14 protein-coding genes are annotated in these 20,584 nt (G+C 73.7%); 9 read left to right on the top strand and 5 right to left on the bottom strand.

The features are described from left to right. Positions 1 to 2: 2 nt before the first annotated feature. The 4 genes from ACGF5T_RS21360 (at position 3) to ACGF5T_RS21345 (ending at position 5,463) form a co-directional block, all read left to right on the top strand. On the top strand, positions 3 to 959 hold the full coding sequence (locus ACGF5T_RS21360) for a sugar ABC transporter permease (RefSeq protein WP_366768141.1): 957 nt from the start codon (positions 3 to 5) through the stop codon (positions 957 to 959). A 16-nt stretch (positions 960 to 975) separates the two neighbouring features. Then, complete coding sequence (locus ACGF5T_RS21355) at positions 976 to 1,851, top strand: carbohydrate ABC transporter permease (RefSeq protein WP_361018158.1); 876 nt, start codon at positions 976 to 978, stop codon at positions 1,849 to 1,851. 109 nt (positions 1,852 to 1,960) lie between these two features. Beyond that, positions 1,961 to 3,565: a glycoside hydrolase family 13 protein gene (locus ACGF5T_RS21350; RefSeq protein ID WP_356611825.1), complete on the top strand. Its 1,605-nt coding sequence runs from the start codon at positions 1,961 to 1,963 to the stop codon at positions 3,563 to 3,565. Positions 3,566 to 3,681: 116 nt separating this feature from the next. Then, positions 3,682 to 5,463, top strand: coding sequence for a SpoIIE family protein phosphatase (locus ACGF5T_RS21345; RefSeq protein WP_356611827.1), 1,782 nt, complete (start codon positions 3,682 to 3,684; stop codon positions 5,461 to 5,463). 40 nt (positions 5,464 to 5,503) lie between these two features. On the opposite strand, the gene ACGF5T_RS21340 is transcribed toward ACGF5T_RS21345, so the two are convergent. Then, positions 5,504 to 7,387 carry an ABC transporter ATP-binding protein gene (locus tag ACGF5T_RS21340; protein WP_366768161.1) on the bottom strand — a complete coding sequence of 628 codons (1,884 nt, stop codon included), beginning with the start codon at positions 7,385 to 7,387 and terminating at the stop codon, positions 5,504 to 5,506. A gap of 249 nt (positions 7,388 to 7,636) precedes the next feature. On the opposite strand from ACGF5T_RS21340, the gene ACGF5T_RS21335 reads away from it, so the two are divergent. The 4 genes from ACGF5T_RS21335 (at position 7,637) to ACGF5T_RS21320 (ending at position 13,203) form a co-directional block, all read left to right on the top strand. After that, on the top strand, positions 7,637 to 8,536 hold the full coding sequence (locus ACGF5T_RS21335; RefSeq protein WP_366768162.1) for a lysylphosphatidylglycerol synthase domain-containing protein: 900 nt from the start codon (positions 7,637 to 7,639) through the stop codon (positions 8,534 to 8,536). Positions 8,537 to 8,833: 297 nt separating this feature from the next. Further along, a complete protein-coding gene (locus ACGF5T_RS21330; RefSeq protein WP_366768142.1) occupies positions 8,834 to 9,913 on the top strand; it encodes a mechanosensitive ion channel family protein in 1,080 nt (359 codons plus the stop codon). Positions 9,914 to 10,055: 142 nt separating this feature from the next. Further along, positions 10,056 to 12,275 (top strand): NADP-dependent isocitrate dehydrogenase, encoded by a 2,220-nt coding sequence (locus tag ACGF5T_RS21325; protein WP_366768143.1) that lies wholly within the window; start codon positions 10,056 to 10,058, stop codon positions 12,273 to 12,275. 130 nt (positions 12,276 to 12,405) lie between these two features. Continuing rightward, positions 12,406 to 13,203: an N-formylglutamate amidohydrolase gene (locus tag ACGF5T_RS21320; protein ID WP_366768144.1), complete on the top strand. Its 798-nt coding sequence runs from the start codon at positions 12,406 to 12,408 to the stop codon at positions 13,201 to 13,203. A gap of 10 nt (positions 13,204 to 13,213) precedes the next feature. On the opposite strand, the gene ACGF5T_RS21315 is transcribed toward ACGF5T_RS21320, so the two are convergent. The 3 genes from ACGF5T_RS21315 to ACGF5T_RS21305 all read right to left on the bottom strand — a co-directional run bounded on the left by ACGF5T_RS21315 (position 13,214) and on the right by ACGF5T_RS21305 (position 15,812). Beyond that, positions 13,214 to 13,735, bottom strand: coding sequence for a hypothetical protein (locus ACGF5T_RS21315; RefSeq protein ID WP_361018149.1), 522 nt, complete (start codon positions 13,733 to 13,735; stop codon positions 13,214 to 13,216). Then, positions 13,732 to 14,307, bottom strand: a complete 576-nt coding sequence (locus tag ACGF5T_RS21310; protein ID WP_053140199.1) for an RNA polymerase sigma factor — start codon at positions 14,305 to 14,307, stop codon at positions 13,732 to 13,734. Before ACGF5T_RS21310 ends, ACGF5T_RS21315 begins: the two co-directional genes overlap by 4 nt. A 71-nt stretch (positions 14,308 to 14,378) precedes the next feature. Then, positions 14,379 to 15,812: a S8/S53 family peptidase gene (locus ACGF5T_RS21305; protein WP_356611838.1), complete on the bottom strand. Its 1,434-nt coding sequence runs from the start codon at positions 15,810 to 15,812 to the stop codon at positions 14,379 to 14,381. 178 nt (positions 15,813 to 15,990) lie between these two features. On the opposite strand from ACGF5T_RS21305, the gene ACGF5T_RS21300 reads away from it, so the two are divergent. Beyond that, on the top strand, positions 15,991 to 18,702 hold the full coding sequence (locus ACGF5T_RS21300) for a CHAT domain-containing tetratricopeptide repeat protein (protein ID WP_366768163.1): 2,712 nt from the start codon (positions 15,991 to 15,993) through the stop codon (positions 18,700 to 18,702). 10 nt (positions 18,703 to 18,712) lie between these two features. On the opposite strand, the gene ACGF5T_RS21295 is transcribed toward ACGF5T_RS21300, so the two are convergent. Continuing rightward, positions 18,713 to 20,530, bottom strand: coding sequence for a LuxR family transcriptional regulator (locus tag ACGF5T_RS21295; RefSeq protein ID WP_361018146.1), 1,818 nt, complete (start codon positions 20,528 to 20,530; stop codon positions 18,713 to 18,715). Between the last annotated feature and the right edge of the window lie 54 nt (positions 20,531 to 20,584).

Here is a 20,584-nt window from a genome sequence, read left to right as displayed (position 1 = left end):
CGATGTCGGCCCCCAGCCTGACCCCGAGCAAGGTGGTGGGATCCCGCCACCCCCAGCCGCCGCCGGACCGCGCGCCCGCGCCCGGGTCCTTCACCAGGAGCCTGCGGCGCAACCTCACCGCGCACGGCTTCCTCATCGGCGCGGTCCTGTGCTTCGCGTTCTTCTCCTGGTACCCGATGGTCCGGGAGTTCCTCCTCGCCTTCCAGACGACGGACCAGGGCGAGGTCTCCTGGGTCGGCCTGGACAACCTGCGCACGGTCTTCGACGACCCGGCCTTCTGGCAGGCCTGGCGCAACACCCTGCTCTTCACCGTCCTGGCCCTCGTCCTCGGCTTCGCGGTGCCCTTCGTCGTCGCGCTGGTCATCAACGAACTCCGGCACGGCAAGGGCTACCTGCGGCTGCTGGTCTACCTGCCCGTGATGCTGCCGCCGGTCGCCGCCGTCCTGCTCTTCAAGTACCTGTACGACCCCGGCTACGGCCTGCTCAACGAGCTGCTCGGTTCCGTCGGCCTGCCGGAGCAGCAGTGGCTCCAGGACCCGGACCTGTCCATGCTCTCCGTCGTCGTCGCCTCGACGTGGATGAACATGGGCGGCGCGGCCCTCATCTACCTCGCCGCGCTCCAGGGCATCCCCGGCGAGCTGTACGAGGCGGCCGAACTCGACGGCGCCGGCCTGCTGCGCAAGATCTGGCACGTGACGATCCCGCAGACCCGGCTCATCCTCGCGCTGATGCTGCTCATGCAGGTCATCGCCACCATGCAGGTCTTCGTGGAACCCTTCCTGCTCACCGGCGGGGCCGGCCCCGAGGGCTCGACCACCACCGTCGTCTACCTGATCTACCAGTACGCCTTCAACTTCAACAACTACGGCGCCGCGGCCGCCCTCGGTCTGCTGCTTCTCGTACTCCTCGCCGGTGTCTCGGCGGTCTACGTGAGGCTGACCCGCGCCGAGGACGAGTAGGCCGGGGGAAGAACCGATGTCCACACGCACCCTCATCTCGCCGGCCGTGCTCGCCCGGCCACGCGGCAAGCGCCTGTACTGGCTCTCCTTCGGCCTGGTCGTCACGGTGTTCACCGTGGTCTTCCTCGGCCCGATGTACTGGATGGTGTCCAGCGGCTTCAAGGACACGCAGGAAGCGGTCCGCACCCCGCCGACGCTGATCCCCGAGTCCTTTGAGTCCGACAACTACACGCAGGCCTGGAACGTCATGGACCTGGCGGGCCTGCTCGGGAACACGCTGTACTACGCCTTCGGCGCGCTCGCCTTCCAGCTGGTGTTCGACGTGGCGGCGGCCTACTCGCTGTCCAAGCTGCGCCCGGTCCTCGGCAAGGCCATCCTCGGCATGATGCTGGCGACGCTGATGATCCCGGCGACAGTGCTGGTCGTACCGCAGTACCTCACGGTGCTCGACGTGCCGATCTTCGAGCGCAACCTGCTGAACACCCCGTGGGCGATCTGGCTGCCGTCGGTGACCAACGCCTTCAACATCTTCCTGCTGAAGCGCTTCTTCGACTCGATCCCGAGGGAGCTGCTGGACGCCGCGTCCATGGACGGCGCCTCGCCGCTGCGTACGCTCCGGTCGATCGTCCTGCCCATCTCGCGGCCGATCCTCGGCGTGGTCTCCATCTTCGCGGTCGTGGGCGTCTGGAAGGACTTCCTCTGGCCCATGCTGACGCTGCCCGACCCCGCCAAGCAGACGCTGAACGTCGGCATCTACTCCCTGTCCAACGGTGTGCCCGTCAACGTGCTGATCGCCGCGCTGACCATGGCCTCGCTGCCGACCCTGATCATCTTCCTGATCTTCCAGCGCAACATCATGAGCGGACTCACCGCCGGCGGACTCAAGGGCTGAGGCCCCACCCGTCCGGACCGTCCCCGTCAGCCTTCGCCGCCGGCCCGTCCGACGCCCCGCCCTGTCCGGGCCGGCGGCGAAGATCCACCCTGCCCGAAAGGACCGTCACGTGGCAGCCCCCAACCCGCCCCGCACCGCCGACTGGTGGCGCGACGCCGTCATCTACCAGGTGTACCCCCGCAGTTTCGCCGACGGCGACGGCGACGGCACCGGTGACCTCGCGGGCGTCCGGGCGAGACTGCCCTACCTCGCCGAACTCGGCGTGGACGCGGTGTGGTTCACCCCCTGGTACGTCTCCCCGCTCGTCGACGGCGGCTACGACGTCGCCGACTACCGCACCATCGACCCGGCCTTCGGCACCCTCGGCGAGGCCGAGAAGCTGATCGCCGAAGCCCGGGAGCTGGGCATCCGCACCATCGTCGACATCGTCCCCAACCACGTCTCGGACCAGCACGCCTGGTTCCGGGAGGCGCTGGCCGCCGGGCCCGGCAGCGCCGAGCGGGAGCGGTTCCACTTCCGGCCCGGCCGCGGCCCGGGCGGCGACCTGCCGCCCAACGACTGGCCCTCCCAGTTCTCCGGCCGCACCTGGACCAGGGTCCCGGACGGCGAGTGGTACCTGCACCTGTTCACCCCGGAGCAGCCCGACCTCAACTGGGCCCACCCCGAGGTGCGCCGGGAGCACGAGGACGTGCTGCGCTTCTGGTTCGAGCGCGGGGTCGCGGGGGTGCGCATCGACTCCGCCGCGCTGCTGGCGAAGGACCCCGCGCTCGCGGACTTCGAGGAGGGCGTCGACCCGCACCCGTACATCGACCAGGACGAACTCCACGACATCTACCGCTCCTGGCGGACCGTCGCCGACGCGTACGGGGCGGTCTTCGTGGGCGAGGTGTGGCTGCCCGACGCCGAGCGCTTCGCCCGCTACCTGCGCCCCGACGAACTGCACACGGCCTTCAACTTCAACTTCCTCTCCTGCCCCTGGGAGGCGGACCGGCTGCGCCGCACCATCGACGACACCCTGGCCGAGCACGCGCCGGTCGGCGCCCCCGCCACCTGGGTGCTCTGCAACCACGACGTCACCCGCACCGTGACCCGGTACGGCCGCGAGGACACCGGTTTCGACTTCGCGCGGAAGGCCTTCGGCACGCCCACCGACCTGTCCCTGGGCACCCGGCGGGCCAGGGCCGCCGCGCTGCTGACGCTGGCCCTGCCCGGGTCCGTCTACGTGTACCAGGGGGAGGAACTCGGTCTGCCCGAGGCCGACGTCCCGCTGGACCGCATCCAGGACCCCATGCACTTCCGCTCCGGCGGCGTCGATCCGGGCCGGGACGGCTGCCGGGTCCCGCTGCCGTGGTCGGCCGACGCACCGTACTGCGGCTTCGGCTCGGAGACGGAGCCGTGGCTGCCGCAGCCGGAGGGCTGGTCGGCGTACGCGGCCGACCGCCAGGAAGCCGATCCGGAGTCGATGCTGTCCCTCTACCGCCGGGCACTGCTCCTGCGGCGCTCCACCGACGGTTTCGGCGACGGCCCGCTGCACTGGCTGCCGGCGCCGCACGGCGTCCTCGCGTTCCGGCGGGCGGCGGGCCTGACCTGTGTCGTCAACCTGTCCGCCGAGCCGGTGGCGCTGCCCGCACACGGCGCGCTCCTGCTGGGCAGCGGACCCCTCGACGAGCACGGGCGGCTGCCGCGGGACACCGCGGTGTGGCTGCGCGACTGAGGTGCTGCCGGTGGGCCCTCCCGGGCGGGCGGGTCCACCGGGCCGGTCCTCGCCGTCGCCGGTCTTCCGCAAGCAGGGCAGAATCGGGGGGAGGAGGCCCTGGGAGGAGGCGACGCGTGCGGGAACGATCCTGGCTGCGCGGGGCCCGTCGGCCAGCCGAGCCCTTCTACGGCCGTCGCCGCGCGCTGAAGGCCGCGCTGCACCCGGTGACCGAGGCGGTGCGCGCCCGGCGCCGGCTGGCCTGGCTGAACGAGGCCGGCATGCGCATCGGGACCACCCTGGACCTGCGCCGGACGGCCGAGGAACTGGCCGGCTTCACCGTGCCGGAACTGGCCGACGGCTGCGCGGTGGACCTGCTGGAGTCCGTGCTCCGGTTCCAGGAGGTCGACCGCTTCGAGGGCTCGACCGGCACGCCCGAGCTGCGGGCCATGGCGGTCTCCGAGATCCCGGGGCTGGATCTCGCGCCGGACCTGGTCGGTGAGCTGTCCGTGTACACCGCCGACCGGCTGGTGCGTACGTGCCTGACCACGCGCAAACCCGTCCTGGTCGCGCGCATGCGGCCGTCGGACTTCGACGCGGTGGCGCCCAGCCGGAAGGCGGCCGACCTGATGCGCCGCGCCGGCGTGCACTCGTACCTGGCGGTGCCGCTGATCGCCCGGGGGGTGCTGCTGGGCCTGGCCGACTTCGTCCGGGCCGGCAGCCGGACACCGTTCACCCAGGCCGACGTGGCACTGGTCACGGAGCTGGCGTCGCGGGCCGCCCTGTACATCGACAACGCCCGGCTCTACGGGCGCGAGCACGAGCACGTGGTCACGCTCCAGCGGGCCCTCCTCCCCCGGTCCAGTCCGAGCACACCCGGACTCGACGTGTCCTCGTGCTACGACCCGGCCGGTGATCCGGCCGCCGTGGGCGGCGACTGGTTCGACGTCGTCGCCCTGCCCAGCGGCCGGACCGCGCTGATGGTGGGCGACGTCATGGGCCGCGGCCTGGCCGCCGCCGCGACGATGGGCAGGCTGCGCACGGTGGCCCGGACGCTGATGGCGCTCGACATCGCGCCCGAACGGCTGCTGGCCCGGCTGGACCTGGCCGCCCGCGACCTGGAGGAAGACCAGGTCGCCACCTGTCTGTGCGCGGTCTACGACCCGTACGGCAGCACGTTCCGCATCGCCAGCGCCGGTCACCCACCACCGCTGCTGACCGGGCCCGACGGCATCGCCTCGTTCCTGGACGTACCCGTCGGGGCGCCGCTGGGCGCGGGGGTGATCCCGTACGACCCGGTCGACTGCCCCGTGCCCGAGCGGGGCCGGCTGACGCTGTACACGGACGGTCTGATCAGGTCGCGCGCCGCCGATCTCGAGACGCGGCTGGACCGGCTGCGCGAGGCGGTCGGGGGTGGTGCGCCGGGGGACGGCACGACGGGCCGGTCGATCATCGAGCGGGTCGGCGGCGACCGGTCCGACGACGCGATCGTCCTGGTCGCCGGCGCCCGGCCGCTCGGCCCCGACGGCGCCGTGTACGTCCGGACGCTGCCGCCGGACGGCAAGGCCGCCGGGCAGGCCCGTACCGCGGTGCGGGAGCAGTTGGCGAAGTGGGGCCTGCACGACCTGGTCGACACGACGGAGCTGGTGGTCAGCGAGCTGGTCGGCAACGCCCTGCGGTACGGGAACGCCCCCGGTGAGCTGCGGCTGCTGCGCGACGAGCGTCTCTCGGTGGAGGTCTCCGACTCCGGGCCGGACCTGCCGCAGATCCAGCACGCCGACGTGGGCGACGAGAGCGGGCGCGGCCTCCAGCTGATCAACATGCTGTGCCGGCGCTGGGGCTCCTGCCGTACGCCCCAGGGGAAGGTCGTCTGGGCCGAACAGGACCTGCCGGTGCGGGCCGGGGCGGCCGGCTCCTGAGAGCGGCCGCCCCGGCCCGGGCCCGCGCGGGCCCGGCCCCTCAGGCCGCCTGCTCCGCCTCGTCCGGTGTCCGCCGTCCGAACTGGGTGCGGTGCAGCTGGGCGTAGCGGCCGCCGGCGGTGACGAGTTCGTCGTGGGTGCCGCGTTCCACGATGCGGCCGGCCTCGACCACCAGGATCTGGTCGGCCGCCCGGATCGTGGACAGCCGGTGGGCGATCACCACGGCGGTCCGGTCCGCCAGGGCTTCGGTCAGGGCCTCCTGGACGGCCGCCTCGGAGGTGTTGTCGAGGTGGGCGGTGGCCTCGTCGAGGATGACGACGCGCTGGCGGGCCAGCAGCAGCCGGGCGATCGTCATGCGCTGGCGCTCGCCTCCGGAGAGGCGGTAGCCGCGCTCGCCGACCACGGTGTCGAGGCCGCCGGGCAGGGACCGTACGAGATCGACCAGACGGGCGCGGCCCAGCGCGTCCCACAGCTCGGTGTCGGTGGCCCCGGGCCGGGCCAGCAGCAGGTTGGCGCGGACCGTGTCGTGGAAGAGGTGGCCGTCCTGGGTGACCATGCCCACGGTGTCGCGCAGGGAGCGCGCGCTCAGGTCGCGGACGTCGACGCCGCCGACGCGCACGGTTCCGCCGTCGGTGTCGTACAGGCGCGGCAGCAGCTGGGCGATGGTCGACTTGCCCGCGCCGGAGGAGCCGACGAGCGCGACGGTCTGGCCGGGCTCGGCGCGGAAGGAGAGGCCGTGCAGGACCTCGGCGCCGCCGCGGGTGTCCAGGGAGGCGACCTCCTCGAGGGAGGCCAGGGAGACCTTGTCGGCGGACGGGTAGCCGAAGCGGACGTCGTCGAACTCGACGGCGACCGGGCCCTCGGGGACCGGGCGGGCGTCGGGCTTCTCGTCGATGAGCGGGGTCAGGTCCAGTACCTCGAAGACCCGCTCGAAGCTGACGAGGGCGCTCATCACCTCGACGCGGGCGCCGGCCAGCGCGGTGAGCGGCGCGTACAGCCGGGTCAGGAGCAGCGCCAGCGCCACGACGGCGCCGGCGTCCAGGGTGCCGCGCAGGGCGAGGAAACCGCCGAGTCCGTAGACGAGGGCCAGGGCGAGCGCGGAGACCAGCGTGAGCGCGGTGATGAACGCCGCCTGGGCGGTGGCGGTGCGCACGCCGATGTCCGCGACGCGGCGGGCGCGTTCGGCGAACTCGACCGACTCGTCCTCCGGACGGCCGAAGAGCTTGATCAGGGTGGCGCCGGGGGCGGAGAAGCGCTCCGTCATGCGGGTGCCCATGGCGGCGTTCAGGGTGGCGGCCTCGCGTTGCATGCGGGCCATGCGGCGGCCCATGTGCCGGGCGGGGAGCACGAACACCGGGAGCAGCACCAGCGCGAGCAGGGTGATCTGCCAGGACAGGGTGAGCATGACGGCCAGGGTGAGCAGCAGGGTGACGAGGTTGCTGACCACGCCGGAGAGGGTGTTGCTGAAGGCGCGCTGGGCGCCGATGACGTCGTTGTTGAGACGGGAGACCAGGGCTCCCGTACGAGTACGTGTGAAGAACGCGACGGGCATGCGCTGCACATGATCGAACACAGCCGTGCGCAGATCGAGGATGAGCCCCTCCCCGAGCACCGCCGACAGCCTGCGGGAGAGGATGCCGAGGGCCGCCTCCGCGACCGCGATGAGCGCGATCAACAGGGCCAGGCGCACGACCGTGCCCTCGTCGTCACCGGCCACGATCGCGTTGACCACCCGTCCGGCCAGGACGGGGGTGGCGACGGCGAGCAGCGCGGTGGCCACCCCGAGCAGGACGAACCGGGCGATGCGGCGGCGGTGCGGGTGGGCGAAGGCGATGATGCGGCGCAGCGTGGCGCGGGCGAGGGGCCGGCGTTCCTGCTCGGCGTTCATGACGCTGTACATCTGGGTCCAGGCTGTGGTCTCCATGCTCATACCGGGGACCGTAGGACCTCAATCTTCCTTGAGGTCAAGGGCGCGGGGGCGAACCCGTCGCCCGCGGTCCGTAAGCCCTCGTCCGCGCGTCGGCCATCCGTAGTTGGCGCGGCTGGGGGAATCTCTTGTGGTGTGACAGCGGTACGAATCCCCGGGAAGCCCGTCCCCGGCCTCCTCCCCGCCCCCGTCCCGGCCCCCGTGCGCCGGGAGGGCCGTACCCGCCTGGCCCGGCGGATCTTCTGTCTGCTCCCCCTGCTGCTGGTGGCCGTGGTCGCGGTGCGGCACCTGCCGGTCCTCTCCGAGGGCTTCGGCCATCTCGCCACCGCCCGCTGGCCCTGGCTGCTGGCCGCGGCCTGCGCGACCTGTCTGACCTGGGTCGCCGCGGCCTGCACCCGGCAGGGCGCCGTGGTGGAACGGCTGCCCCGCCGGCGCCTGGTCGCCACGCAGTTCGCCGCGGGCGCGGCGAACCACCTGCTGCCGACGGGGCTGGGCGCGAGCGCGGTCAACCTGCGGTTCCTGTCGGTGTGCGGGCTGTCGCTGGCCCGTTCCTCGGCCGCCCTCGCCCTGTACCTGCTGGCGGAGAGCGTCGGCCGGGTGGCCCTGCTGGGCGTCCTGCTGATCGCGTTCCCCGACGCGCTGCGGCTGGGCACCCTGCTGCCCGAGGGGGCCGTGCAACCGCTGCTGCTCGCCGTCGGCGCCGTGCCGGTCGTGGCGGCGGGCGTGCTGGTGCTGGTGCCCCGGGTGCGCGGGACGGTGGAGTCCTTCCTGCGGACGGCGCTCGGCGAGGCGCGCTCGGTGCACGCCCGCCCGGCGCGGGCGCTGGCCCTGTGGGGCGGCGCGCTGGCCTTCCCGGCGCTCCAGGCGGCGGCGCTGGTCCTGGTGGGGCGGGCGCTGGCGCTGCCGGTGCCGGTCGCACTCATGGCGGTCGCCTATCTGGCGGCGACCGTCGCGGTCGCGCTGGTGCCGACGCCCGGCGGTATCGGTTCCGTCGAGGCGGCGCTGGTGGTGGCGCTGGTCGCGGCGGGCGGCCCGGCGGCCGTGGCCACGGCGGTGGTGCTCGCCTTCCGGCTCCTCACGGTCTGGCTGCCGCTGCTGCCGGGGGCCCTGACCCTGGCAGCGCTGGTGCGGATGCGGGTGATCTAGGGCGGTGGGCCCGGTCGCCCGCCGGGCGGCTCGGGGCCACCGTCGGTCCATGGGCTCGAACGCGCCCGGCGGCGGGGTGCGCGGGAACGCGGTGGGCGGGGGTACGGCCGCCCGCTCCCCCGAGCGGTGCGAACCACCGCCTCGGATACGGCAGGATGAACGCTCGCGCCGGTCGAACTGTCTTGCGGACCGGTGTGATCGCACACCCCGGAATCGAGCAGGTGACGACGTGACGCAACTTCACATCCGGCTGTCGGCGAGGGCCTTCGCCCGCGCCGTATCCCCTGGAGGCGACCGGTGACGGACGACCTGACCGTGGACCACCTGGTGCCCGCCGCGATCGCGCTGGCCGCGGGCCTGGCGGGGGCGTTTCTCCTGCGCATGGCGCTGCGCTGGCTGGCCGGTCACGCCGACCGCACCCGGTGGGGCGGGGACGACGTCATCGTGGCCGCCCTGCGGACGGTGGTGCCGTGGGCGACCGTCTCGGCCGGCGTGGCGGGTGCCGCGGCGGCGCTGCCGCTGAAGCGCGCGGTGCAGCACGGCACCAACCAGATCCTGACGGTCCTGTTGATCTTCGTGGCGACGGTGACGGCCGCCCGGGTGATCGCCGGCCTGGTACGGACGGTGACCTCGTCCCGCTCCGGGGTCGCCGGCTCGGCCACGATCTTCGTGAACATCACCCGCATCCTGGTGCTCGCCATCGGCTTCCTGGTGATGCTGCAGACCCTGGGCATCTCCATAGCGCCGCTGCTCACCGCCCTGGGCGTGGGCGGTCTGGCGGTCGCGCTGGCCCTGCAGGACACCCTGGCCAACCTCTTCGCCGGCATCCACATCCTGGCCTCGAAGACCGTGCAGCCGGGTGACTACATCCAGCTCAGCAGCGGGGAGGACGGCTACGTCGAGGACATCAACTGGCGGCAGACCACGGTCCGCGACCTGTCCAACAACCTGGTCGTGATCCCGAACGGCAAGCTCGCCCAGTCGAACATGACCAACTTCATGCGGCCCGAACAGCAGCTGACCATCATGGTCCAGGCCGGTGTCTCCTACGACAGTGACCTGGAGCACGTGGAGCGGGTGACGACCGAGGTGGTCGCCGAGGTGATGACCGAGATCGCCGGGGCGGTGCCGGAGCACGAGCCGGCGGTGCGGTTCCACACCTTCGGCGACTCGCGGATCGGGTTCACCGTGATCCTGGGCGTCGGCGAGTTCAGCGACCAGTACCGGATCAAGCACGAGTTCATCAAGCGCCTGCACCGGCGCTACCGCGAGGAGGGCATCCGTATTCCGGCACCCGCCCGGACGGTGGCGCTCCAGCAGGGCGCGGTGGTCTTCCCGCAGCAGCGAACGGGCGAGGACGCCGTTCCTTTCGCCTGACCCCGTACCGTTTCGTTCCCTTGTTCGACAGGGGCCCGTGCGGCCGGTTGTCCGGAATCACCGTGCGACCCCTGTCGAGCCGAGGTCGGTCACGAGATATCTTGATGTCGAGCAATGTTGCAGACGTGGAGCGGAGCACCCGGTGACTGACTCGACCATCATCTATACGCACACTGACGAGGCCCCGGCCCTGGCGACGTATTCGTTCCTGCCGGTGATCCGGGCGTACGCCTCGCAGGCGGGTGTCCCCGTCGAGACCCGCGACATCTCGCTGGCCGGCCGGATCATCGCCCTGTTCCCGGAGTACCTGACCGAGGACCAGCGCATCCCGGACGCCCTCGCGGAGCTCGGCGAGCTGGCCAAGACCCCCGCGGCCAACATCATCAAGCTGCCGAACATCTCGGCGTCCATCCCGCAGCTCAAGGCCGCGATCGCCGAGCTCCAGGACCAGGGCTACGCGCTGCCGGCCTACCCGGACGACCCGAAGACCGACGAGGAGCGCGACATCCGCGCCCGCTACGACAAGGTCAAGGGCTCCGCGGTCAACCCGGTCCTGCGCGAGGGCAACTCCGACCGCCGCGCCCCGGCCTCGGTGAAGAACTACGCCAAGAACCACCCGCACCGCATGGGCGCCTGGACCGGCGAGTCGAAGACGAACGTCGCGACCATGGGCGAGAACGACTTCCGCTCCACCGAGAAGTCCGTGGTGATCGCCGAGGACGGCGCGCTGCGGATCGAGCTGGTCGGCGACGACGGCACCACCACGGTGCTGCGCGAGTCGGTACCGGTGAAGAAGGACGAGGTCGTGGACGCCTCCGTGCTGCGCGTCGCCGCGCTGCGCGAGTTCCTCACGGCGCAGGTCGCCCGCGCCAAGGCCGAGGGCATCCTGTACTCGGTGCACCTGAAGGCCACGATGATGAAGGTCTCCGACCCGATCATCTTCGGCCACGTGGTCCGCGCCTTCTTCCCGAAGACCTTCGCGCAGTACGGTGAGGCGCTCGCCAAGGCCGGCCTCACCCCGAACGACGGTCTGGGCGGCATCTACAAGGGCCTGGAGTCCCTGCCCGAGGGCGCCGAGATCAAGGCCTCCTTCGACGCCGAGCTCGCCGAGGGCCCGGAGCTGGCCATGGTCGACTCCGACAAGGGCATCACCAACCTGCACGTGCCCTCGGACGTCATCATCGACGCCTCCATGCCGGCCATGATCCGCACCTCCGGCCACATGTGGGGCCCGGACGGCCAGGAGCACGACGCGCTCGCCGTCATCCCGGACTCCTCCTACGCCGGTGTCTACCAGGCCGTCATCGAGGACTGCCGCGCCCACGGCGCCTACGACCCCTCCACCATGGGCTCGGTGCCGAACGTCGGCCTCATGGCGCAGAAGGCCGAGGAGTACGGCAGCCACGACAAGACCTTCGAGATCCCGGCCACCGGCACGGTCCGCCTGGTCGACGCCGACGGCAACGCCGTCCTGGAGCAGACGGTCTCCGCCGGCGACATCTTCCGCGCCTGCCAGACCAAGGACGCGCCGATCCGCGACTGGGTGAAGCTGGCCGTCACCCGCGCCCGCGCCACCGGCGACCCGGCCGTCTTCTGGCTGGACGAGGGCCGCGCCCACGACGCCAACCTGATCGCCAAGGTGAAGGCGTACCTGCCGGAGCACGACACCGAGGGCCTGGACATCAAGATCCTGTCCCCGGTGGAGGCGACCAAGCTGTCCGTGGAGCGCATCCGCCGTGGTGAGAACACCATCTCCGTCACCGGAAACGTGCTGCGCGACTACCTGACCGACCTCTTCCCCATCCTGGAGCTGGGCACCAGCGCCAAGATGCTGTCGGTCGTCCCGCTGATGGCGGGCGGCGGCCTCTTCGAGACCGGCGCCGGCGGCTCCGCGCCCAAGCACGTGCAGCAGCTCGTGAAGGAGAACTACCTGCGCTGGGACTCCCTCGGCGAGTTCTTCGCGCTGGTGCCGTCCCTGGAGCAGTACGCCGAGGTCACCGGCAACACCCGCGCCAAGGTCCTCGCCGACGCCCTCGACCGCGCCACGGCGACCTTCCTCAACGAGGACAAGTCCCCGACCCGTCGCGTCGGCGGCATCGACAACCGCGGCAGCCACTTCTTCCTGTCCCTGTACTGGGCGCAGGAGCTGGCCGGGCAGAGCGACGACGCGGACCTGGCCAAGGCCTTCGCGCCGCTCGCCGAGACGCTCTCCGCGAACGAGCAGAAGATCGTCGAGGAGCTGAACGCCGTCCAGGGCGAGCCGGCCGAGATCGGCGGCTACTACCAGCCCGACCCGGCCAAGGCCGCCCAGGTCATGCGCCCGTCGGCCACCTGGAACGAGGCGCTGGCGTCCCTCGCCTGATCCTCGAGGCCGGACGCACGTCCCGGCGGGCACCCCGTTTCCGCGCGGCGGAGACGGGGTGCCCGTCTGTGTGCACCCCGCTGCGTCCACCCCGCCGTGTCGACCCCGCGACCCACGACGGAGCGGCCCCATGACCGACGCCCCGCCCACCTTCGAGCTGCTGCCCGGCGCCGCGACGTCCCCCGTGATCCTCCACGTGCCGCACTCCTCGCGGGAGATCCCGGCCGACGTCCGCACCGGCATCGTCCTGGACGATCCGGCGCTGGAACGGGAGCTGGACCACATCACCGACGCGCACACCGCGCGGATCGCCGAGGCGGCGGCCGCGCTGGCCGGGGTCACGCCCTGGCGGTTCGTGAACCTGGCGTCGCGGCTGGTCGTCGATCCGGAGCGGTTCCCGGACGAGCGGGAGGAGATGACGGCCGTAGGGATGGGCGCCGTGTACACGCGGACCACGCACCGCGAGGTCCTGCGGGCCGAGGGCACCGACCCGGCGCCGCTGATCGAGCGGTTCTTCCGCCCCTACGCACGCGCGATGACCGGCGCGGTCGCCCAGCGGCTCGCCGCCACCGGACGGGCCGTGATCGTCGACGTGCACTCCTACCCCACCGCGCCCCTCCCCTACGAGTTGCACGGTCGCGGCCCGCGCCCGCCGGTATGCCTGGGCACCGACCGTTTCCACACCTCGCCCGAGCTGCTCGCCGCGGCCCGGGCGGCGTTCGCCCCGTGCGGGGAGACCGGCCTGGACAGCCCGTTCAGCGGGACGTACGTGCCGCTGGAGTTCCACGGGCAGCGGCGCGAGGTCGGCGCGCTGATGGTGGAGATCCGCCGGGACACCTATATGAGCGAACCGGGCGGCCCGGCCGGGCCGGGACTGTCCCGCCTCGCCGCCTCGCTGGCGGCACTCGTGGACGCCGTCTCGGCCTGACCACCGCCCCTCAGGCGCGCAGCCACTGCGTCACGACCACCTCGCGGCCGGTGGCCAGTCGCAGCGCGAACGGGCCGCTGGGCGGGGCCTCGCCGGTGAAGCGGCCCATGGCGTCGGCGGTCAGCCGTGCGTGGGACCGGGGGCCGCTGAGCACCTCGATCCGGGCCGGGCCCGGCGGCAGCACCTGTCCGATCAGCCCCTCCGCCGTCACCTCGACGTCGACGGTCACCTCGTCCACGCTGAAGGTCAGCATGCGGGGCGGGTCGCTCGCGCCTCTGACCGGGATGGCGTCGACCAGCGAGTCGAAGGTCAGCTCGGCGACGCGGGCGTCCAGGTCGTGCAGGGCGAAGGCGTCGACGGCGATCCGCCGCAGCTCCGTCGGGACCGGGTCGAGGATCGCGGCCGCCTGCCGCAGTTCCTCCTCCAGCAGTCCGGTGTCCCACTCGCCGTCCGGGAAGGCGCCGTCGCCGGACCCTGCACCGGGCCCTTCGAAGGGCCCGTCGTCGTAACCGTCGTCGTGCATGTCGCTCATGATGTCCCCCGTGCCTCGAGTCGGGCCCGCAGCCTGCGCAGACAGCGCTGGCGCATCGGCCCGATGCTGCCCACCGCGATCCCCAGCGCGGCGGACACCTCCTGATAACTGGGTGGTGGCGAGGAGATCAGTACCCGGAGCAACTGGCGGCAGCGCTCGCCCAGTTCCTCGAACTCCTGCCACAGTCGCCGCACGCGCTCGGTCTGCGCGGCGGCCTCCTCGGAGTCGAGCACCGACTCCTCCGGTGTGCGTTCCTCGCTCGGCCGGTCCAGCAGCTGCGGATCGTCGGTCGGTGTCCACCGCTTCGAGGCCCTGATCAGCTTCAGGCACTCGTGCCGTGCCGTACTCGCCAGCCAGGAGCCCGTCTTCTCCGGTTCGCGGATGCGCCCCAGGTGCTGGGCGAAGCGGAACCAGGCGGTCTGGTACACCTCGTGCGCGTCGGCGTCGGACAGCCCGTGGGCCCGCACGACGGACCACACCAGCGGGCCCAGCCCGTCCACCAGTGACTTCCACGCCGCCGCGTCCCCGTCGGCGGCCAACTGGACGAGCACCCCGACATCTGCACGGTCCACGGTCCCACCCCTCGTGTACGACACGTCATCGTACGCCGCGGAGCAGGTGGTTCCGCCCGGCACGGGGCCGCTCACGCCCCGCCGGCCGGTGCCTCGACGGTGACCGGGTGCCAGGTGGGCGGCAGCAGCGCCGGCACGTGCGCCCCGCGTACCTCCGCGTACTCGGAGTTGGCCGCGAGCAGTTGCCTCCGGGCCGCGCGCGGGTCCCGCTCCTTGTGCGCCGTCATGTGGGAGGCGACCAGGCCCGCGACCACGGGGGTGGCGAAGGAGGTGCCGCTCCACTGGGCGTGCCCCTCGAACATCACCTGGTCCGGCTTGGCGGGCGCCTCGCCGGGCTCGCTCAGCACCCCGTTGTGCCGGGGGTACTGGCAGGTGCAGGCGTAGGCGAAGCCGTACCGGCAGGCGTCGTAGGTGGAGTGCTGGTAGACGTACGGCACGGGCGTGCCGAAGCCGGTGAGGGCGCTGGTGAGCCGCTCGCCGGGGGCGTAGACCTTCACCCAGCCGCCGTGGTTGCTGAAGCAGGCGCCGAACTCGCCGTCGGCGCGCAGCGCGCCGACCGACAGCACGGACTTCTCCCAGCCCGGCAGGTCGGCGTAGGCGGCGGGCCAGAACGGGGTGGCGCTGGCGTTGTTGCCGGCGGCGGCGACCAGCAGGGTGCGCTGCTCGCGCAGTTCCTCCATGAAGGCGTGCACGCCGAGCAGCCCGTCGGTGCGGCCGTTGGAGGTGCCGGCGGAGAGGCTGAGGACCTCGGGCCAGCCGCCGCGGTCGACGGCCTCGAACAGCTTCTCGCCCAGCTCGGACTCCAGGATGGCGCCGGCGTCGTTGAGCGTGTTGCGGACGGTCACGTCGGTGTTGGGCGCGACAGCCGCGACGAGCCCGGCGATGAAGGTGCCGTGGCCGACGTACTGCTGGAGGACGCCGTCGTCGTCGCACTCCCTGAGCTGGGCGTCGCCGTCGGTGTGCGCGAGCAGCGGGTAGGACCGGTAGTCGCCCATGAGGCCCGTGTCGATGACGAGGACGCCGACGGCGGTCCCCTCGTCGTAGGGGGTCTCGGCGGCGGCCGGGTTGGGCGGCTCGCTGATCGGGACGGGGATGGGCTCGTCCCCGGGGCAGGCGTTGACCGCGATGGAGACGACGTGGTTGCGGCTGATCAGCCGGCGGCCGGCCCGCCCCTCCATCGTCCGCAGGGAGCGCAGGGCGTTGGCCACGGCGACGTCGCCGCTCCGGTCGCCCTCGCCCGGGTCGGCGACCCGGATGCGGGTGATGCCGGTGCGGTTGGTCTCGGGGCTCGTCCGGCGTACCTGGTCCGGGGTGAGACCCGCGAAGGTGGTGAAGTGGTCGCGCACGGTGTCCTCGACGAGGCGGGCCTCCTCGCCGTCGCGGGCGAGGACGACGCCCTTCTCGTAGAAGAACTCGGCGGAGTCGTCCGGCCCCATCACCAGCGGGACGTCCGGCATCGAGCGCTGGATCTGGTCGAACTGCTCGCGGAATCGCTGTGGTGCCATGGCATGTCCTCCACTGAGGCGGCGGCGGTGACGGTCGTGGCTGCGGTCGTCGCCGGGTCGTCAATCAGAGTCCCGGGGTGGCTGATTGATACAGACACCCACCTGTGGGGCGTGGTTCCGGAGCACTACCATCCGTGGAGTGACAGCGGGAAACGAGTCGGTTCTCCAACTGCTGCCGATGGTGTTCGCCGCCCCCAACGAAGCGCTGACGCGGGCGGAGGAACTGCTCGGGGCCGAGCCCGCGCCGCTGCACGCCTCGATCGCCCATCAGGTGATCGGCATCTGGCAGCGCGACTTCGGGGACACCCGGCAGGCGCTGGCCCATCTGCGGCGCGCCCGCGACCTGGCGGCCCGGGCGGACTCGGCCGAGCGGGAGGCGGACGTGCTGGCCACGCTCGGGGTGGCGCTGGTGCACTCCGGCCGCACCCGCGAGGGGCTGGCGGCGTTCGAGCGGGGCGTGGCGCGCGGCAGCGGGCACACCCGGGCACGGGTGCTGTACCGGCGGGCGTACGTGTGGTGGGTGCTGGGGCGCCACCGGGAGGCGCTGGAGGACGTACGGCGGGCGATCCCGGTGCTGCGGCAGGCGGACGACGTGATCTGGACGGCGCGGGCCCTCACGCTGCGGGCCACGGTGCACCTGGCGCTCGGCGCGGTGGAGCGGGCGGACGCCGACTTCACCGAGGCGGAGGCGCTGTGGGACACCACCGGCCAGGAGCACGACAAGGCCGACGCGGTGGAGAGCCGCGGCCTCGCGGCGTTCCGCTCGGGTGATGTGCCGACGGCGCTGCGGCTGCTCGACGAGGCCGAGGAGCGGTACGCCAAGCTGGGCACGCCGACGTTCATGCTCACCATCCGGCGCTGCGAGGTCCTGATGGCGGCGGGGCTGGCCACGGAGGCGCTGGCCGAGGCGGACGGGGCGATCGCGGCGCTGGACGGGATCGGCGGGCAGTCCACCCGCAAGGCGGAGCTGCTGCTGGTCGCCGCCCGCGCGGCCCGGCTGGCGGGTGAGGCGCAGACCGCGCTCGCGCGCGCGGCCGTCGCGGTGCGGCTCTTCGCGGGGCAGCGGCGCACCTGGTACGAGACGCACGCCCGGCTGGTGCTGATCGAGGCCCGGGTCGCCACGGGGCACGGGTCGGGCCGGCTGGTCGCGGACGCGGCGGCGGTGGCGGAGCGGCTGGCCGCCTTCGGTGCGCCGGCCGCCCCGGAGGCGTCGCTGCTCGCGGGCCGGATCGCGCTGGACCTGGGCTGGACGGCGGACGCGGAGCGGCATCTGGCGGTCGCCGCGCGCAGCCGGCACGGCGGGCCGCCGCTGGCGCGGATGACGGGGTGGGCGGCGCAGGCGCTGCGGGCGCGTGCGGCGGGTTCGGCGCGGGGGGTGCTCGAAGCGTGCCGTCGTGGCCTCGACGTCCTCGACGACCACCGCATGACACTGGGCGCCTCGGAGCTGCGGGCCCGGGCCACCGCGCAGGGCGCGGAGCTGGCCGCACTGGCGCAGCGGGCGAGTCTGGTCTCGGGCGGGCCGCGGCGGCTGCTGGTGTGGAGCGAACGCTGGCGGGCGACGGTGCTGACGGCGCCGCCCACCCGGCCGCCGGCCGATCCGGTGCTGCTCAGCACGATGACGGCCTTCCGGGAGCTGGCCGCCCGTGTGGACGACGCCCGCACGGGCGGCGGTCGGCCCGTCCCCGCCCTGGAGCGCGAACAGCGGCGCCTGGAGCGGGAGATCCGCTCCCGCACCCTGCACATGCGGGGTGAGGCCCCGGGCGACGGCGACCGCTTCGACGTCGGGCGGCTGCTGGACCGGCTCGGTGACGACGTACGCCTGGTGGAGCTGGCCGTGCTCGACGGGCGGGTGCACGTGCTGCTGTGCGGGCAGGGGCGGGTGCGGCGGTTCGAGGCCGGGCTGCTGGCGGAGGCGGAGGCGGAGGCCGAGCACGTACAGGCCGGTCTGCGGCGGCTCGCCCACCCCGGGGCGGAGGCCCGGCTGCCGCTGGTGGAGGCGGCGGGCGCGCGCCTTCAGGAGCTGCTGCTCGGCCCCGCCGCGGCGCATCTCGGCTCCGGTCCGGTCGTGGTGGTGCCGCCGGGCCGCCTGCACCGCGTGCCGTGGGCCCTGCTGCCCGTCCTGCGCGAACGGGTCCTGAGCGTCTCCCCGTCGGCGAGCAGCTGGCTGCGCGCCAGGGAGACCGCGCCTCCGCCCGGCGGCCGTCAGGTCCTGGTACGCGGGCCGGGACTGGCGAGCGACGGTGCCGAGGTATCCGAACTCGCCGACCGCTACGGCGCGCGGCGCCCCACCGGAACGGTCGCACGGGACGACGGCGTCCGGCACGCCGGGCCCCGGGACAGCACAGCGCGGGACGAGGGCGCGGGAGACGGCCGGGGCGCCGGGGGCGGTGTGCCGCGGGCGCCGGTGCGGATGGGCCGGCCGACCGTGCTGGAGGGCGACGAGGCGCGGGTGCCGCGGGTGTTGCGGGAGCTGGACGGGGCGGCGTCGGCGCACATCGCCGCGCACGGCACCTTCCGTGCGGACAGCCCCTTGTTCTCGTCGTTGCGGATGGCGGACGGTCCGCTCATCGTGCACGACTTCGAGCGGCTGGACCGCAGTCCGTACCGGATCATCCTGTCCTGCTGCGACACCGCCCGGTTCGCCTCGGTCGGCGCGGACGAGCTGCTCGGCCTGGTCACCGCGCTGCTGCCGCTGGGCACCGCCGGGGTGGTGGCGTGCTGTGCGCCGGTCAACGACGCCGCGGTGGTGCCGCTGATGCTCGCGCTGCACAAGGGCCTGGACGCCGGGCTGTCCCTGGCGGAGGCGCTGCGCGACGCGCGGGCCGCGCTGCCGGGCGACGCGGTGCACCAGGCGACGGGGTGGGCGTTCTCCGCGTTCGGCGCGGCCTGACGCCGGCGGCTCACGCGGGCTGGGGTTCGGGCAGCTCCATCAGCCACGGCAGCGCGCCGCGGTCGCCGGCGCCCAGGCGGGTGTACGCGCCGTAGAGGTGGTTGCCGACGGTGCGGACGGAGAGGGTGAGCCGCTCCGCGATCTGCCGGTTGCTCAGTCCGGCGGCGGCGAGCGTCACGATCTGCCGCTGCCGGGCGGTGAGTTCGCCGAGGGCCAGGCCGGAGAGGGCCGGGGTGCGGGCGCCCTCGCAGCGCCGGGCGAGGGCGACGGCACGGGTACGGGCGGTGCGGGCGGCGCCGGGGTCGCGGTGGGCGCCCGCCGCCTGGGCGCGGGCCTCGGCGGCGAAGAGCAGGAAGCCCCGCCGCTCCAGTTCTCCGGCCACCTCGTCCAGTGCCGGTCCGTCGCCCCGCGCGAGCGCGTCGGCGTGCGCGGCGAAGACGCCGGTCAGCCGGCCGGCCGCCCGCTCGGGGGCACCGAGCCGGACGGCGTCGTACGGATCGCCGGCGGTGGCCAGCCGGACCGCCGCGTCCAGGTCACCGCGCGCGGCGGCGGCCCAGGCGGCGGCCGCGCCCCCGTCGTTGGCCGAGGTGTCGCCCGACTGGGCCGTCGCCAGGGCGAGTTCGTCCCGGCAGGACGCGTCGGCGGGGCTGGTCCGCAGCCCTTCGCGGGCCCAGGCCGCGGCCTCGCGGAGCAGACCGCCGAGGCGCGCGAGGCGGGCCCGGGACGCCGCGTACCGTGCCGGGACGGGCAGGCCCTCGGCCGCCAGCCACTCCCCCACGGGTGCCTCCGGCGCCCGTACGTCCCCCCGCTCGACGCACTGCGCCAGCAGGGCCTCCTCCGCCGCCAGGGCGGGGCCGCACCGGTCCGGGGTGCGGGACAGGCGCCGGGCCCGCAGGCGGCCCGCGGCGGCGCGCAGCACCGGGCCGTGCAGGGGGTGGGCGAGCCGGCTGCCACCGTGGTCGTCGACGGCGACCAGGCCCTCGGCCTCCAGGCGTTCCAGGACACCTGTGTCGAGGGCGTCCGCGTCGAGGGGCAGCGGCTCGGCGAAGGCGAGGCGTTCGAGCGTCTCCCGCTCCACCGGGAGCGCGCGGTCGAGGACGTGTGCGGTGCGCTCCCGTACGGCCGCCGTGACCGGCACCGGGCCGCGCCACACCCGCCGGTCCGTGTCCGGGACCGGTTCGAGCAGGCCGCGCTCGCGCACCGCGGTCAGCAGTTCGCGCAGCAGCCGCAGGTCCCCCCGGCACAGGCGGTGCAGCCGGTCGGTGGTGAGCGGCTCCAGGGCGCCGCCCGCGCCGGCCGTGAGCAGTTCGGCGGTCTCCTCGCGGGGCAGCGGCCCCAGGGCGAGCCGCGGCAGCAGCTCGCCGGACCACAGCCGGGACACCGCCCCCGGTACGGGGACCCCCTCCGCGGCGACGACCAGGAGCCGGGTGCGGCCGTGCACGGCCAGCTGGTGCACGAGGGCGGCGGAGGCGTCGTCGAGCAGGTGCGCGTCGTCGACCACCAGGAGCCGCACGCCGGACAGGACGCGCACCGCGTCGTGCAGGGTGACGGTGCCGGGCAGCAGGTGGGCGAAGGCGGCGAAGGGAATGCCCCGGGTCTCGGGCGTCCCGGCCGCGACGGCACGGTCGGTGCCGCGGACGGCCTCGGTCACGAGGCGGGACTTGCCGCAGCCCGCCGGGCCCGTGACCACGATGCCGTTGCGTCCGGCGGTCAGGGACCGGCGCACCCGTTCCAGTTCGTCCGCGCGTCCGGTGAACGGCCAGGCGGTCTCCAGCGTCTGCGCGTCCCGCAGTGAAATCGTCACGGCAACATGAGTCGGCGTACTCATCCCTGATACAGGGTGACTTGAGTAGCCCCCGACTCAGGCGCCCGGAACGGCCGG

This window comes from Streptomyces sp. NPDC047853 (assembly GCF_043204535.1).
Lineage (GTDB): Bacteria > Actinomycetota > Actinomycetes > Streptomycetales > Streptomycetaceae > Streptomyces.
This window is presented reverse-complemented; position numbering and strand designations above follow the sequence as displayed.

What these genes read in the sequence shown, in the direction of transcription:
- ACGF5T_RS21300 (WP_366768163.1), top strand. Translation starts at nt 15,991, where the DNA reads ATGGTGTTCGCCGCCCCCAACGAAGCGCTGACGCGGGCGGAGGAACTG.
- ACGF5T_RS21340 (WP_366768161.1), bottom strand. Translation starts at nt 7,387, where the DNA reads ATGGAGACCACAGCCTGGACCCAGATGTACAGCGTCATGAACGCCGAG.
- ACGF5T_RS21315 (WP_361018149.1), bottom strand. Translation starts at nt 13,735, where the DNA reads ATGAGCGACATGCACGACGACGGTTACGACGACGGGCCCTTCGAAGGG.
- ACGF5T_RS21305 (WP_356611838.1), bottom strand. Translation starts at nt 15,812, where the DNA reads ATGGCACCACAGCGATTCCGCGAGCAGTTCGACCAGATCCAGCGCTCG.
- ACGF5T_RS21295 (WP_361018146.1), bottom strand. Translation starts at nt 20,530, where the DNA reads ATGAGTACGCCGACTCATGTTGCCGTGACGATTTCACTGCGGGACGCG.
- ACGF5T_RS21360 (WP_366768141.1), top strand. Translation starts at nt 3, where the DNA reads ATGTCGGCCCCCAGCCTGACCCCGAGCAAGGTGGTGGGATCCCGCCAC.
- ACGF5T_RS21355 (WP_361018158.1), top strand. Translation starts at nt 976, where the DNA reads ATGTCCACACGCACCCTCATCTCGCCGGCCGTGCTCGCCCGGCCACGC.
- ACGF5T_RS21320 (WP_366768144.1), top strand. Translation starts at nt 12,406, where the DNA reads ATGACCGACGCCCCGCCCACCTTCGAGCTGCTGCCCGGCGCCGCGACG.